Source organism: Hymenobacter agri (assembly GCF_054778495.1).
The window spans coordinates 54685-68373 of sequence record NZ_BAAGZM010000001.1 but is presented as its reverse complement, the minus strand read 5'-3'; the positions used below and the strand labels follow the sequence as shown (position 1 = coordinate 68373).

Sequence of the window (13689 nt, the reverse complement as noted above, 5' to 3'; positions counted from 1 at the left end):
GCGTCAGGGCGGCGGCAGCCGGGGGCGGCGCAGCGGGTTGCCCTAGCGCGGCGCGGCTGAGCAGTACCAGCAACAGCAGTAATGGCTTTTTTCTCTTATCCATGTGATTTAACTGCTTGGTTAATGAGTGGGCAAAAAAATATCAGGCCCGGATTGCCCGAATCACGAATTCGGCTACCTCGGTGCGGCGGTTTTCCATCTCCCGCTTAAAGTCTTCCTCGCTCAGCCCCAGTCCTGCCTGGATGATGGGCTTGCCCAGGAAGGGAAAGATGACCAGCGACATGACGTTCATGAACAGCTGCGCGGAGCTGATGGGGTGAATGCGGCCCTGTGCCACGGCTTCATCAACTTGGCGGCGGAATTTGTCGAGGTGCGTGCGCTCCTTTTCCACCACGGCCCGGAAGAAGAAGTGGGGATTGCGATTCACTTCGTTCACGATGAATAGTGGCAGGAAGCTGTTCCGGCTCACAAAAGTGAGGTAGGTATCGACCACGAGCCGGATTTTGTCAAACAATTCCAGGTCAGTGTCCAGCACAGCCATCACGCGCGGCAGAATCACGCTGATGGCCCGTTCAATTATCAGCGCCGAGAGTTTCTCCTTGCTGCGGAAGTAGTAGTGCAGCAGGGCTTTGTTGATGCCGGCCCGGTCGGCAATTTCCTGCATGCGCGCGCCCGCCAGGCCTTTCTCCAGGAACACGGCCTGAGCCGCTTCGAGGATTTGCTCTTCGGTGGAAAGCTTGGTGGGCTGCTCAGTCATGTTGACCAGATGGATTGACCGTTTGGTTAAGATGATGCAAGTATAAGGGAAAAAATTTTACCAAACCAAATCTACTTGAACTGATATAGGAGGCAAACTGCCGAAGGGACTTGGCAGTGAAGGGTATTAGACTAACAGGGGCTCGTTCACATCGAGGCGGTGAAGCATCTCAACACATGATTTCGACTGGTTGTAGCGAGAACCTTAGTAACGCCAACGAGGTCCACCTAGCCGCCCCAGCTAATCGGCCGTGGCCGGGCAAGCGAAAGCGGGACCAAAGACGCCTTATTCGTTGGCTTCGATACGCTCATCGCCTTCCAATAAGAGCTCCAAACCGAGCTGCTCGTTTAACTTTTGTACCAAACTTTTAACCAAGGCCAGGTATAAACCTAAAACCAAAGTTTCCAAACATTACCTTATGGCACTAAGGCGCGTTAACGAGCCTTTTTATCAACGTTATATACTTGAAAATCACTATACTAACCGGCCATTTTATGGCAGCAGCGAAATTCCCCTCTTTGAAAAAACTGCTGACAGTGTAGCCACGTCACTAGTTACTAAAGTACCGGACACCGAAAGTTATGAACTACGTGGGAGACTGCGCTTTGCAAATGAGGATTTTAAGAACGCATTGGTTGACTTTGAGAATGCCGTGCGCTTAAGCTATGGGAGACCCAATTTGAGACTGCTGGATTATATAGCTGACACATACAGTAAAGTGAATAAGTATCCAGAAGCAATTAAGTACTATACTATGCAGGTCGATTCGAGTAAGAATAAAAGAGACGTTCTTTGGCACAGAGGTCTATGTAAAAGGGAACTTGAAGATTACCGGGGTGCCTTATCAGATTTTTCGAGAGCCTTGTTAATCACCGAACGGCAAATCACTTCTGTGTCAGACTATTTTCTCTTAACAGTATCAGCGTCTTGCAAACTCTCTTTAGGGGAGAACCTTGATGCCAAGGTGCTTTTAAACAAGGTCCCTTTGCAACAAATCCCGCAGGGGGACAGCGGATATTTTTACTACCTTAAAGGACTTGCTGATTATCATCTCAAGTATAAAGAATCAGCATGTGCCAACTGGTCAAAGGCTGGTGAACATGGGTATGCTGAAGCTTACGAAGCTATAAAATCCTACTGTAACAAACATTAACGCTAGCGCAGGTGGGTCAAACTCTCCGTGCAAGTTCAGGTGTCGGTAGGAGAGCACAGCGAAGGGCAAGAGCGTGGCCAGCGTGGCGGCCGCTGTCTGCAAAGCCGGGCGAATCACTAGCCGTTGACCTCGAAGTGTACCCCTATTTGTTTAACAACACCTTTTTGAGGCCGTGCTATGGGGCATTGGCAGACTTTTCGACGCTGTGTTGCTTGATGAAACCAGCCAGTGCAGTCGCCGGCTTGCTCGCTATTTGGCTAACCCCGAAGCAGGCAATGGCCGCGAACCCCAGACCCGAGACACACACGATGACGGTGAACAAGAGCAGGTGTTTTTGAGGAAGGCGCTCCGCGATAATGGCGAGCACTTTCCACAGGCCGGTCGGTGCGGGGTTGGGAAGTCTGGAGGGACGAGCAGCAGTAGGCGTATTCATAAAGTTCTGGTTGATTTAGTGGCGGGGGAGAATGGCGGGCAAAACCGCCGATACTGAAGCGGCGGTGCAAGACTAGCAAGCGCCACAAAGCACGAATTCCGGGTTTGTAAATAATAGGACAAGGTGCAATGCCTCGATTCCAGCCCGTAGAGGCGCTTTTCTGAAAAATTGGGCTTCGGAACGTGGGCAGGTTATCACAGCTGATGGAGAAAAAAGGAGGGGGAGCCGTGCGCGCACGGTCACCACAAAGAGCTTGCGCAGGCGTGGGGAGGAACCCTTGCTGGGGATGGGAACAGGACGGATAAGGGGCACGGTTAAGGTGGCTCCACCTATAGAAAGCAGCGAGGTCTGTTATGTGGCTAATTCCCATCGTTCAAACTTCCAACTCGAAGCCCTTTTTAAAAAGGACAGAAAAAAACCCCTTTAAAAAGGGGCTTTCCAGCCTGCAGAAGCACTTATTGAAAATTGGCTAAAATGTCATCGCTCTTTACTGCGTGATGAGGGAGACGAGCCGGGGAGCTTTTCAGGTCTCTGTAGCAGTTCCGTCACCAATGGGGAAAGAAGAATAGCTTTACCAACCGGATTCTAAACGTTTGGCTGTCTTCCACGAGGAGCACACCTCGGCCCTCCTCATTTCGCTTCTTATGCGTGCATCACCTTTCCTAATGCCAGCAGCTGACCCATCAGGCCGGGCCCGGTTGGGCTACCTGGTGGGTGATGGGATTGAATACGGGGCGCGGCTCGGGTTTGCCTTTGCCCAACCAGTTACTATCAGCGCGAGTTATGTGGCGGGACTGTTGCCGGCCCGGGCGACGCGGGCCAGGGTATTCAGGGCCCGTTTGAAACAGGATGGCTCGTTGATTCGCCTACCCGATTTGGTCTTGCCGCCCCACCTGAAGGTGTGCGCCCTGGCCCTGCACGGGCCTTATCTCTATGTGGGCGGAGCTTTCGCTTGGCCCCGCCGGTCAGCAGTCCGTGCCGGCGCGACAGGTGGGCGGCTGGACTTGCGCGAAGAGCAGCCCCGATGGGAGCCGCTGGTACTGCCCGGTCCCTGCGAGCCGGGCAAGGCGATTGACGATGTACTAGTCGATGACCAGAACCTAGTCCTGGTCGACAACATTGTCTTCCCCAAGTACCTGTTCGTTTATCCCTGGCCGTCGGATGGCGGCCTGCCTGCAGACCCGCAGGTGGTGGAGCTGCCTTTCAGTCGGGTGTACGAACACATTGTAAAAGGCCAAATGAGCGCCGGCTACGTCGCCTTGCTTTCTACCAGCGTCGGGGAGGGCGGGGTGGGCGTCTACATCTCGGTGCTGCGGCGAGGGGACTGGGCCCCGGTGGTAGTGTTGGCGTTTGAACAGTCCCGCACTGAAATCTGGGACCAGGAACTAGCCGGTGAGTCGCCGTCCCTGGATGAACGTCCGTTTGACCTAGCCCTGCAGGACCATCAGTTGGTGCTGGCTTGCGGGGGAGCGCTGCTGTACGTCGATTTGCGGGCGTTTCCAGCCCCACCTGCTTCCTTGCCCGGCGCTGAAGCCGAATGCCCCGAAGTAGACCTGCGCAACCGCACTCCCTTTCCCGGAGGCCATTGGCAAACGCTGGCTCCGCACGAGCAGCCCGGGCGCATTCGCTTTGTGGCCACTGGCCGCTTACTCTTGGCCTCATCGGGAGATGGCGCTGGGACCCCGGGCCGTGCCTGGTTGCACCATGTTTAATACCTCAACATTCGGAGGTTTTGCCCAGTTTGTTTAACAAAGCCTGATTATTCAGGGTAGCAATTTGGAAAGTATAGGGCGCGTATGTACCCTGCTCGGAGAACTCATCTAAATTGGTGTCAGCCAAAACTTGAGTTGCAGCATTGTTTGATGCGGCTATTTTCGCCGGTATGATATACCCGAATGACATCCACCGGCTCTTCGATGACCTTTGGCCTGCTATGCACGCCAGCAGTTTGCACAAGCAGCATTGTATCAGCATCTTGCCCCATATTGAGAGTTGCTTCAGAAAGTGGGGCGACAATTATGACTTTCTGCTTGATGGACTGTCTTCCCTCGATGGAATCGGCCTCACTATTGCCAGTGGGCTGATATGGAGCACTGACCCGATGGAAGCGGTTCCATTTGATAAGTTCACGATGACTTATGCGTTGACAGAGCGCATCCTTCGGAACGAGCACATTTCAGGTGGCCATTACGCAGATGCCTGCCAAAAAATAGTGGCGTATTGTGATGGCTTCACCATGACCGAAGCTGACGGGATTGAGCGAGTGTACGAAGTAGAAGACTTTGTGCGAGAAGCAAGGGAGAAAATGATAGATTTCCCTGGCTTGCTCGGCCCTAAGTAGCCTTGGCTAAAAGCTTGTTACCACTAGGAAAGAGCCATGAGAATCATAGCTATATAATAAACTGGTTTGCTGCTGTTGAGAGGGAGTACGCTAGTGGTGTAATAAGCCGCGGTAACGCAGTTCTTATCTTACGGGCGCCTCCAACGCCGGTGGCTCTGTCGTCAAACCCATCATCATCTGTAATGCGCGATTCGCTACATGCCGAAAATGATGCCCTGCGCGCTCAAATTCAGCAGCTGCAGGCAGACAGGACGGCAGTCAGTTAACATTGTTATATTGGCAAATGCAGCCTTTGGACCAAACTTTTAACCAAGACCTATCGCTGGGCAGGTTGGCTTAAAAGCCGCTGTAACGGCATCATTTTGTTCGCTTTTTTTGATTTATGCAATACGATACCAGGAAAGACATTGTCCTTTCTAATGTTGAACAATTAGGGAAGCAGATGCTTCACAAAGGCTGTTCTTTCATCCTGAAAAGCAACTTTGCGGCAGCTTTTAGCTACATCAGCGACGGATACGATTTGATAACCTGTGACTGCCCTAGGGGCAGTTGGTTCACGGATACCTATGACCAGAGAGAGGCAGTGATTCAACTTGCTTCGCTCGAAATGGAAGAGCCAGAATTTCACTTTTGTCTTTCATTTGCCTTATTCTATATATCACTCGGCGAGGACGGAGGCGGCAAGGACATGGACTTGTTAACTCAGTCACTTAAGCATATTGATGAGTACTTATCCTATCGGATAAATCACCTTGGGTACTACTTTAAAGGCAGGGTTTTATCGCACTTAGGACAGCGACCAGAGGCTATTGCCCACTTTGACTTGTCATTTAAGTCAAAGGTCAACACCCCGGCTTTATACAGAGCGTCGCTGCTACGGGAGCATGATTCGAGTAGTGGTCTCTACGGCTTATATCAGGCGTGCTTAAGTAGCCCGTCAAGTGTATGTGCGTGGGAACATCTGCACGACTACGCAGTCGTAAAGCGCGGAATAGCTGTCCCAACCGAAAAGGTGCTTGGCAAGCCTAATACTCTTGCGAGCCAGTTTAATGATAGCTCTTTCTATTCCTTGAATTTTACTTTTTGGTCCCTGTTCAAAGAAGTAAAAGGCGCCCGTCAGCCAAACTCTTATAGAAGTTTTGATGAATCGTTACGCTCAACTGGCAATGATGCCTTCATCCGATATAAATACGATTTCAGGTCGGACATATACAGCAACAGTGAACATCTAAAGGACTTTCAGGATTTCGTTTTCATCATGGGTGGGTGTGCTCGTTTATTCAACGAACCAGCAGCATACGGCACCCCCGTGAGTTCAATTAACTATGACCAAGACTACCAAGATGACGATGATGGGGACTGGGGTGGTGATATTGACAACAATGAACACTATAATGACGACCTAGATATGGACCAACAGAGCCAAGAGTTCTGGGATAACCTGTAAGCTTTAATACCTGGCACTGGACCACCTCACGCTCTTAGATGGAACCGCAAGCACTCAGCTTTACATACGACTTACGGGATATGCCCCGTTCCATGAATACGCCCATGGAAGTCAATCTTTACGATTGGGACCAATTAGCCAAGCTGCGGCTCCGGGAGCTACGCCTTGTTGGTACCATCGACCTTTCCACAGCTGAGCGGTTGATTAACTTCAACGGGTGGCTCGCGCTAGCTAGCTTTTCGCTAACCGAGGGCAAGCAGTTTGTAACCGAGCCGAAGGGAAGCCACAAGGTCGAACTAAGCGACGAGAGTACGGTAACCATCACCGCCTCGATGAGGTGTAAGAACGACTTTAATGCCTTAGCAATGAAGATGCTTGAACTACTACGGCCCATGCATGAGGGACAGCAGTAGGCTCTTTGCTCCGTAAGCATCCAACATCATAGCCCAACTTACACTATGGGAACAAAACGACTCTGCGGCGAAGCCCGCATAATGGACGCACAGGGGAACATCCTGATTCACGATAAAAATGCACTGATAGTCTTGCAGCGGGACGCAGCCAACAATTTCACCTGGTCAGCTAAAATGGAGCAGATGGGAATAGGCGTCTCTGCTTTTGGTATACCCGGCGTGACTTACACCTTACAGTTCAGCAACTCGAACTGGCGCTTAACCGGGACCGTTTCAGTGCCTGGGTTTCATGGCAACCGGGGCCACGTTTCCGTTCAAGCAAAAGGCCAAGGTGTGCCTGCTGGTGTAAATCCGTCAACTGTATAGCGGCAATTTTCCTCTTGTTCGCGGCCGCCAATTTGAAAAGCAAAAGCGTCCCGGTCAGCTGACTAGGACGCTTTGTTTGGTACTTAGGCGGGCGGGGGCTACTTGACCTGGGGCTGCTTCCTGGCCAGCATCACGCTACCCACCATCGGAGCTAGCTCAGTAGCGCAGCTGAACAAGCCTAAGTGCAGCATCGTAGGTTGAGGGCCGTGGATTCGCTGCATTTCCTTAAACAGCTTCCTGGCCTCCTTGGAGTCGGCATCTAGCCAGTGAGCCACGTCGGCGACGGTTACAAGCTGGCCCGCTAACAAAAATTCCATATTCGGGCTCAGTTCAGCGAAGGGTTCCGGCGCGGGCTGGGGCTTAAGACTCAAGTAAACCGCACCTTCGCGCTCTGGGTCGGGGTCGGTGGTTACCCACGTATCCAGCGCCTCGGTGCCGTAGCCTTTTACCCTGGCCGCGGTGTAGGTGCCGGGGGCCGTAGTGCGGCCGGCTTGGCGGGTAGCTTCGGCCACGAGTTGCGGGTTGGTAAGGAACTCATAGCCGGCCGGGAACTGATACGGCAAGCGGTGCTGCACGCTCAGGCGCAACTCGCCAAGCAAATTGCGGCAAGCGCCGCCCATCCAAACGGCCTGCACCTGGCCGTTGATGCTGGAAAATTCCCGGATGGGCGCGGCCGTGTCGGCGGTGCGGGTACTCATGTGAACGTAGGCACCAACGCGAAAACCTTTCTTAGCGGCCTTGGCCGCTATTTCCTGGGGGGTGGGATAAGCCATAACGGATTAACAAAAGGGAGAAAATGGTCTGGGTAATGGTCTGCTGAGCTAGAGAGTTAGGCTGCCTGCTGGTGCTGGTAAGGCTGCTGCACCACGGCCTGTAAGGCTGCGGGGCTAAGGGCGGCGCGCATCGCTTCGCCGCGGGTGGCTGTTGCGCCAGTTCGCGTCGTGGCTGCGAGACCTCGGCCTTGGCGCAACTCCCACGCCCACCGGCTACCCTGCCGGTGGACGTGGACGCGAAAAACCGGGAGCATGCCTTAGTCGCGCTGCTCGTCTGCCGGATGCTCCGGGTACTCGGTGCTGTCCTGGTTGTCGTCGGCTAGTTCGTCACCCTGGGGCGGGTACTCAGGAATCCAATCGCCTTGCTCAGTTGGGGCGGGCTCCTGGCCGTTGGGGATGAAGTCGAAAGCGTACTGCTCCTGCACCTGGGCCAGCGTTAGCGGAGTCAGGGTCGGGTAATTGGGGCCGTAGTGTAAACGGGGCTCCGTTTCGACGTAATACTGGCCGCTGGACTGCTGCCAAAGTGTAACCCACCCGTTTCCCTCGCCTTCCTCAGTTGTGGCCCGACGGCCCGAAATGTAGGCGTAGGAATCAAGCGGCATTTGGCCCAAATCGAGCTGTACGCGCTCCCACGGGCACTCTCCACTGCCGTGGGCTTCTTCCTCAAACGCTACCCACGTACGCCACTCGCTTTTCTCCGCGATGCGGCCCCGGTACTGCTCGCCCTGCTCCTTCATAGCCTCGGCAAGTGCGCTCAGCGTGTCGTACTGGCTGAATGTATCCGTGTCTTCGCCTGGGATGCGGAACGGGCCGGGAAACTGCGTAGTCAGGTAGTCTACCTGGTCAGCCGTGCCGGCGCGAAGGGCGAAAATCTGCGGCCCCTTGCGCTCGTGGCTGTCCTCGTGAACCTCTAGGTAATGGTGCTCGGGCATGAACTGCCAGTTGGCCGGGTCGGCAAGCTGGGCCGGGTCCTGGCTGTTGCTGCCGGTGAATGCCTCCACATCATAGAAGCCATAGTAGTCGGCCAGCCCGCCGTACACCACCGTAATGCGGCCAGTGTGAAGGTTGCGGTAGTAAAGCGGGGCCGGAATAACCCGGTACTCCTGCGAGATAATCTCTACCACTTCGAGCACTTGGGCCGGGGCGGCTGGGCCGGGTGTCCGGGGTTCCAACTCCTTGCCAAAAAAGTGGCCTAACGTTACGCCCGGGGCCTGTTTTTTGTACCATTCGGGCATTTCGTCCGGCTCACATATTACGCCCATATAGCCATCGGCGTGAAAATAGGCGCGCACGGTGGCCGGCCCGAAGCTGTTCATGTAGATATGAACGCGCTCCCCAATGGCGGGCACTGTACCTGCACCTGACCAGATAATGAGTTGGGGCAAGCACAAGCGGCTAGGGTAGCCAATCCATTTCGGGCACTGCTCGGGGTCGCCGGCCCACACAAGCGGGCTGATTTCGGGCTGTTTCGTGGCGGGGGCGGGGGTTATCATATCGAAGGAAAAAGGGAGTAGTGAAAAGATGAGCCGGGGGCTAAGCGGCAAGGGCCAACTGGCTGCCGAATACCACTCCGGCGCGGGGGGTGCTGCGCTTCCTGCGGCTGGCGGTCTTGGCGTGGTGGGTGGTTTCGGTGACTAGGCCCAAAAAGCCAGCTGCGTGGGTATATCCCTTCACCTCGGCCCGCTCCTGGTGTCCGTCGCGGTTCACCGTTACCGTAGCTCCGATGGCGGGCACCGGGGCTTGGTTCGACCAATGCAGGCCCCCGGGGAGCATGGTTAAGCGGGGCGCGGCCTCGAACTCGGGCACGGGGTTGGTCAGTTGCGCTTGTGCATCCTGGCGGGCCTGCCAAGCATCTTCACGGGCTTGAGCTTTGGCGGCACTGGCGGCACGAATGACAGCCAAACGGGCGGCGAGAATGCGTCTAGCGGGGCGATATAGATTGGTGCTTTTCATGGCAGGGCTGCTTTTGGTAAGAGGTAGACTGTACTAAAACCAAGGGTTAGTATCCCACTCGGTCAGCTCGTCAGCGGCTGCGCTGGGAGACTGCTGCGGCTGCTCGTCGGCGGGGTCATAGCGGTCTGCGGGGACTTCGCCGGGGGCTAGTTCAAAAGCGTCGTAAAACATGACTAAATGGCTGGTTATTTGTTCGTTGCTTATACATATTAAACGCAAGAGCGCCTTTTTAAGTTGCCTTTTTAGCAATAATAATCTTATTATTTTAGCAATATTTGGCACATTGTTGGCATTTTCCCCTCTTGTTGATATTGAGGCTGGATATGCCCAAAAAAGCCCCTCCTGTAATGGGAAAGGAATTTTCATTTTGTCGCGGCCCTGGGCCGGCCGGAACCACCCGGCCGGCCCGTTGGCCCCTCCCCTACTCGCTGTCGGCCTCGCTGGCTTCGTAGCTGGGCACAATCCCTAGAATGTGGTTAAGGGCTTTCTGTGCTTGGCTGGCGGCCGATATAATCAACGTCTTATCGTTGCGTAGGGCCTGCAACCAGCTTTCTATATAGGCGGCGGTGTTGTTCTCGGTCACGCTCAGGTCGAGCCCTGCCGTGTTGCTCAGAAACGCGGCCCCCAATTCGGCTACCAGTTCTTCCTTGGCATAGGTCGGGCTACCAAAAGAAGCCTTTTCGGTCAGCGTCGCCCGGTCAAGGCGCTTGCTGTGGCCGGTGCTGTGGACCAGCTCGTGAAAGGTGGTCAGGTAAAAATCCTCGGCGGTGTGAAAGGTGCTGGCCTCGGGCATCGTCACGGTGTCAGTGCTCGTGCGGTAGTACGCTTCGCTGCCTTTAGCTGGGGGGTGTGCTCGCGGCTGGGCAACTCGGGGAACGTCCACGCTACCCCGTCAATCTGCGCAATATTAAAGACGGTGGAATACTGCAGGAAAGCTACCTTCTTCTCCTTGCCTTTGGCGTCCTCCTTCTTGCTCACCTTCCAGAAAACGACGGGCATGCCCTTCTCACCTCGGCGCACCTGCCCGCCTAACTCCTGGGCCTGCTTATAGGTCAGGTAGTACGGGTGCACGTAGTCCAGCATCCCAAGCAAAAGGGCATTAACGCCGGTATATACGTGCTTGCTGCGGTAATTTCTCGGTGCTCCGTGGGCCGCGTTCCACGGCTTTTTCCACGGCGTAACATCGTTTTCCAGGGCCAGAATAATGCGGTTAGTGATAATCTCCTGAACGTCGGTGCGGGGGGCGAAGGTGGTTGCAGCTTTCATATCGAAGGGACTAAGGGGTGAGGGTTGCGGGTTAGTAGTTGTACTCAGGATGGGCGGGCGGTCCGGGCTGCTCGTGCTCTGCTTTCAGCTTGGCATCTTCCCAAGCTTCGCTTTCGGCAATGGCCAGGGCTTTCCATTTCATCAGCCGGGCCGCGTCGGTGCTGGTGCTAATCAGGGCCTCGGCTTTCTGGCGGCGCTCCTTGGTAAATGCGGGGTGGTTCAGGACTTGCCGAAGGTTGCGGCGGGCTGATGACACCATGAGCAGATAACCGGAGGCAAGAACGGGGGCGGCGGTCGTTTCCATGAGTAAGAGCCTGTTTGTTTGCTTGTTACTTATACTATTTAAACGCAACCCCCCCCATTAACGTTGCTTTTTTAGCAATAATAATCTTATTATTTTGGCAATAATCTGGCACAGTGTTGGTATTTTTCCCTCTTGTTCGTTTTTGCAATTGCAGATAGGTAGCCCCCGGGCAGGGTTGTGTAACCAATCACCTGGCACTGCTCCCACATCGGGGCGAAAGCAATAATGCATGCGCGCAGTTAGGCGTAGCGCCAGCAGTATTTCGGTGCTTTATTCCTTTGGTTCGCGGTAGGGATGGGAAGGGAGCGACCAGCGGGAGCTGTCCGTCAGGACCGGAGCGCAGCGCAGCCCTGGACAGCCCGGCCACCCGCCCAAAACTCAATTCACCAAGTACCAAAAGTGCCCATCACACGCTCAGTTGAGCACTACTGTTTGCCATTTTCTCTTGGCTTGCCAAAGCTTAACTAAGTCTTAGCTTTGCTACCTATACCCCCCGAAATGTCCTGGAATGAAAGCAATTTCTACTACGCTGATTTTATGTGTGCTGGGCCTGAGTGTTAGTGCTCAAACCCGTTCTGCAAGTCCGGTCCGAAAAAGCACAGGCACTGGCACTGCCAGCTATTCCAAGCCTAAGCCTAGCAGTGCGCCTAAGACCATTGCTCCCGCCCCACCTGTTGAGCCGGCCTTCTACGAGTTGGATAAGGTTAAGCAGAAACCTTATCTCGACGAGGCTTCTATGAAGGCGCTGGCCGATGTGGTCCTGGAGGCTTATGCGGCGGCAATCCAGAACCCGCAGGAACATTCTACAGCTAAGGCTGCGGAAGAAACAGTTTATGCGTTTTATGACATCAACTATGATGGCAAATTGGACAAGCTCAACGCCACGCAGGGCAAACGATTTGCGGTAGAGGACACGGCTGATTTAGCCAAGGATGACCGCTGGATGTTCAGTCTCCTTTTTGATGCCAACGGTACGCTTCAAGTGCCCGACAAGCTCAATGTCATTGCTCACCGAAAAGAGCAGCAAGGCAGTTCTATCAAAGAGGTCGGGCTGCTGGCGTTTGAGCTACCACTTACCCCGGAGCAGAAAACCCAATTAGAAGCGGTCAAGCTGAAAGTAACGGCTAAAGTGGACATGAATTCCATGACGGGAGACCTTAAACCGGTGCCGGTTCTTCTGCCCTTCACCCTGACTCGTGATAAGCCCGCGACCCATTTGATTGAGGGTACGATTACCAAGAATATGGGCAGGACCTATCTCTCTTTGAATAGCTTCAATTCCATGCAATCTCAGATTGATGAGCTGCTGAAAAACGAGCCACTTCTACTTAAAGCCACCCATCAGGATTTTGCATTTACGGTCGCTTATAACACGTCAGGCTATGATATTGACGTTCGTGAGCTGCGGGACAACTTCATTGTTCGGTCAAACTCACAAGCCAAAAGCTTCAACACAAATACGCTGACAGTAAGCAAATTCGCACCAGTTGCCAAGCCGCGCCGATGAAACAACTTCTATCCTTTTTCCTGCTGATTTGCTCCCTGACCGCGGTTGGCCAAGTCACCAAAAAAGTTATCATTACCACCTCCCCTAGAACGGTACCTGCTGGGAAAGTCTGGAAGTTGCAATGCAACCGCCCTACGAAAGTTCAGCTTCACGAGGGCACTCTGCGCTCGGGCACTATGTGCAACGGCTTATTTCTGTCGCGGCCGGGCCTGGTTTTCAATGTCAACAAAGGCTACGTACCCAATGCAGTGAGCTATGGCGTCGTCTTCAAGTCATTTGAAAAAGTGCCCTACACGAACGAATACACCTACTCGATTACACCCGTAGCCATCGTAGACAAGAGCTTCAGCCTGGATGAGCTACACGAGAAGAAGGCGGAAGATGTCGGTGTTAAGGAAGTTGTCTTTCGTGCGGGCGAGGTGGTCTTTGTGGCTACCTGCATGGCCAGTATTGAACTGACCGAGTACAACATGAGTGCTACGGAACTTGCAGCTGCGCAGAAAAAAGCTGCCGTTGCTGCCGCTGCAAAGAAGGCAGTGGTTTCCAATTTAACGATTCCGGTAAACCCGGAAAAGTACGTAGCGCCGGGCACCAAGCCTGCCATCCATGACAAGGATTTTAAAACCTTGAACCTAAAGAGCACCGGAGTGCTGCACCAACGCCCTGGCAAAGCAATGGCGTTGGATGATACAGCGGTTTTCAATTTCTCTCTTTCGGCTGACGCAGTTGATATCGAGAGCCAATCGGGCATCAACAAGTCTTATAAGGTCCTCGGCATTAAATACAACGAGGAAATGAAGATGCAGGAGTTCAAGTTGGGCGACGAGGCCGGTAGTGCAACACACAAGCTTTTGGTGGCCTGGAGCAATTCCAGCAACGGGTATATGCTTCTGCTCAACTCACTGGACAAGTCGGAAGAATACCAATTTCAAGAAACCGAATTGGTTTCCAAGCTGTAATCCCGCCTCTACAGGAC

At 53.9% G+C, this 13689-nt stretch carries 17 protein-coding genes; 8 read left to right on the top strand and 9 right to left on the bottom strand.

All coding sequences use genetic code 11. The features are described 5' to 3' along the window. Positions 1–142 precede the first annotated feature (142 nt). Entirely contained in the window at positions 143–757 is a 615-nt protein-coding gene (locus ACYVDE_RS00340; protein ID WP_138082033.1) for a TetR/AcrR family transcriptional regulator, read from the bottom strand. A gap of 250 nt (positions 758–1007) precedes the next feature. Between ACYVDE_RS00340 and ACYVDE_RS00335 the strand changes: the two genes are divergently transcribed. Beyond that, a complete protein-coding gene (locus ACYVDE_RS00335; RefSeq protein ID WP_460499495.1) occupies positions 1008–1910 on the top strand; it encodes a tetratricopeptide repeat protein in 903 nt (300 codons plus the stop codon). 175 nt (positions 1911–2085) lie between these two features. Here ACYVDE_RS00335 and ACYVDE_RS00330 read toward each other — a convergent pair whose 3' ends face one another. Next, positions 2086–2343, bottom strand: a complete 258-nt coding sequence (locus ACYVDE_RS00330; RefSeq protein ID WP_460499494.1) for a hypothetical protein — start codon at positions 2341–2343, stop codon at positions 2086–2088. Positions 2344–3041: 698 nt separating this feature from the next. Between ACYVDE_RS00330 and ACYVDE_RS00325 the strand changes: the two genes are divergently transcribed. The 5 genes from ACYVDE_RS00325 (at position 3042) to ACYVDE_RS00305 (ending at position 6910) form a co-directional block, all read left to right on the top strand. Continuing rightward, the gene (locus tag ACYVDE_RS00325; RefSeq protein ID WP_460499492.1) at positions 3042–4055 is read left to right on the top strand and encodes a hypothetical protein; all 1014 of its coding nucleotides are present in this window, start codon (positions 3042–3044) and stop codon (positions 4053–4055) included. A 143-nt stretch (positions 4056–4198) separates the two neighbouring features. After that, positions 4199–4684 carry a hypothetical protein gene (locus ACYVDE_RS00320; RefSeq protein ID WP_460499491.1) on the top strand — a complete coding sequence of 162 codons (486 nt, stop codon included), beginning with the start codon at positions 4199–4201 and terminating at the stop codon, positions 4682–4684. Positions 4685–5066: 382 nt separating this feature from the next. Further along, positions 5067–6131 (top strand): hypothetical protein, encoded by a 1065-nt coding sequence (locus tag ACYVDE_RS00315; RefSeq protein ID WP_138082045.1) that lies wholly within the window; start codon positions 5067–5069, stop codon positions 6129–6131. 92 nt (positions 6132–6223) lie between these two features. Next, positions 6224–6544, top strand: coding sequence for a hypothetical protein (locus ACYVDE_RS00310; RefSeq protein WP_138082047.1), 321 nt, complete (start codon positions 6224–6226; stop codon positions 6542–6544). Between the two features lie 45 nt (positions 6545–6589). After that, a complete protein-coding gene (locus ACYVDE_RS00305; RefSeq protein ID WP_138082049.1) occupies positions 6590–6910 on the top strand; it encodes a PDC sensor domain-containing protein in 321 nt (106 codons plus the stop codon). Positions 6911–7008: 98 nt separating this feature from the next. Here the strand turns inward: ACYVDE_RS00305 and ACYVDE_RS00300 are convergent, their stop codons facing one another. The 7 genes from ACYVDE_RS00300 to ACYVDE_RS00270 all read right to left on the bottom strand — a co-directional run bounded on the left by ACYVDE_RS00300 (position 7009) and on the right by ACYVDE_RS00270 (position 11206). Continuing rightward, on the bottom strand, positions 7009–7683 hold the full coding sequence (locus ACYVDE_RS00300) for a hypothetical protein (RefSeq protein ID WP_138082051.1): 675 nt from the start codon (positions 7681–7683) through the stop codon (positions 7009–7011). A gap of 257 nt (positions 7684–7940) precedes the next feature. Further along, complete coding sequence (locus ACYVDE_RS00295; protein ID WP_138082053.1) at positions 7941–9176, bottom strand: hypothetical protein; 1236 nt, start codon at positions 9174–9176, stop codon at positions 7941–7943. 40 nt (positions 9177–9216) lie between these two features. After that, a complete protein-coding gene (locus tag ACYVDE_RS00290) occupies positions 9217–9585 on the bottom strand; it encodes a hypothetical protein (protein ID WP_138082055.1) in 369 nt (122 codons plus the stop codon). 84 nt (positions 9586–9669) lie between these two features. Continuing rightward, positions 9670–10002 carry a hypothetical protein gene (locus ACYVDE_RS00285; RefSeq protein WP_138082057.1) on the bottom strand — a complete coding sequence of 111 codons (333 nt, stop codon included), beginning with the start codon at positions 10000–10002 and terminating at the stop codon, positions 9670–9672. Between the two features lie 55 nt (positions 10003–10057). Then, complete coding sequence (locus tag ACYVDE_RS00280) at positions 10058–10429, bottom strand: zincin-like metallopeptidase domain-containing protein (protein WP_460499497.1); 372 nt, start codon at positions 10427–10429, stop codon at positions 10058–10060. Between the two features lie 2 nt (positions 10430–10431). Next, the gene (locus tag ACYVDE_RS00275) at positions 10432–10902 is read right to left on the bottom strand and encodes a zincin-like metallopeptidase domain-containing protein (RefSeq protein ID WP_460499490.1); all 471 of its coding nucleotides are present in this window, start codon (positions 10900–10902) and stop codon (positions 10432–10434) included. 31 nt (positions 10903–10933) lie between these two features. After that, positions 10934–11206 (bottom strand): hypothetical protein, encoded by a 273-nt coding sequence (locus tag ACYVDE_RS00270; protein WP_138082060.1) that lies wholly within the window; start codon positions 11204–11206, stop codon positions 10934–10936. Between the two features lie 508 nt (positions 11207–11714). On the opposite strand from ACYVDE_RS00270, the gene ACYVDE_RS00265 reads away from it, so the two are divergent. After that, positions 11715–12713 carry a hypothetical protein gene (locus tag ACYVDE_RS00265; RefSeq protein WP_138082062.1) on the top strand — a complete coding sequence of 333 codons (999 nt, stop codon included), beginning with the start codon at positions 11715–11717 and terminating at the stop codon, positions 12711–12713. Next, positions 12710–13672 (top strand): hypothetical protein, encoded by a 963-nt coding sequence (locus tag ACYVDE_RS00260; protein ID WP_138082064.1) that lies wholly within the window; start codon positions 12710–12712, stop codon positions 13670–13672. The genes ACYVDE_RS00265 and ACYVDE_RS00260 overlap by 4 nt, the downstream gene beginning before the upstream one ends. Positions 13673–13689 lie beyond the last annotated feature (17 nt).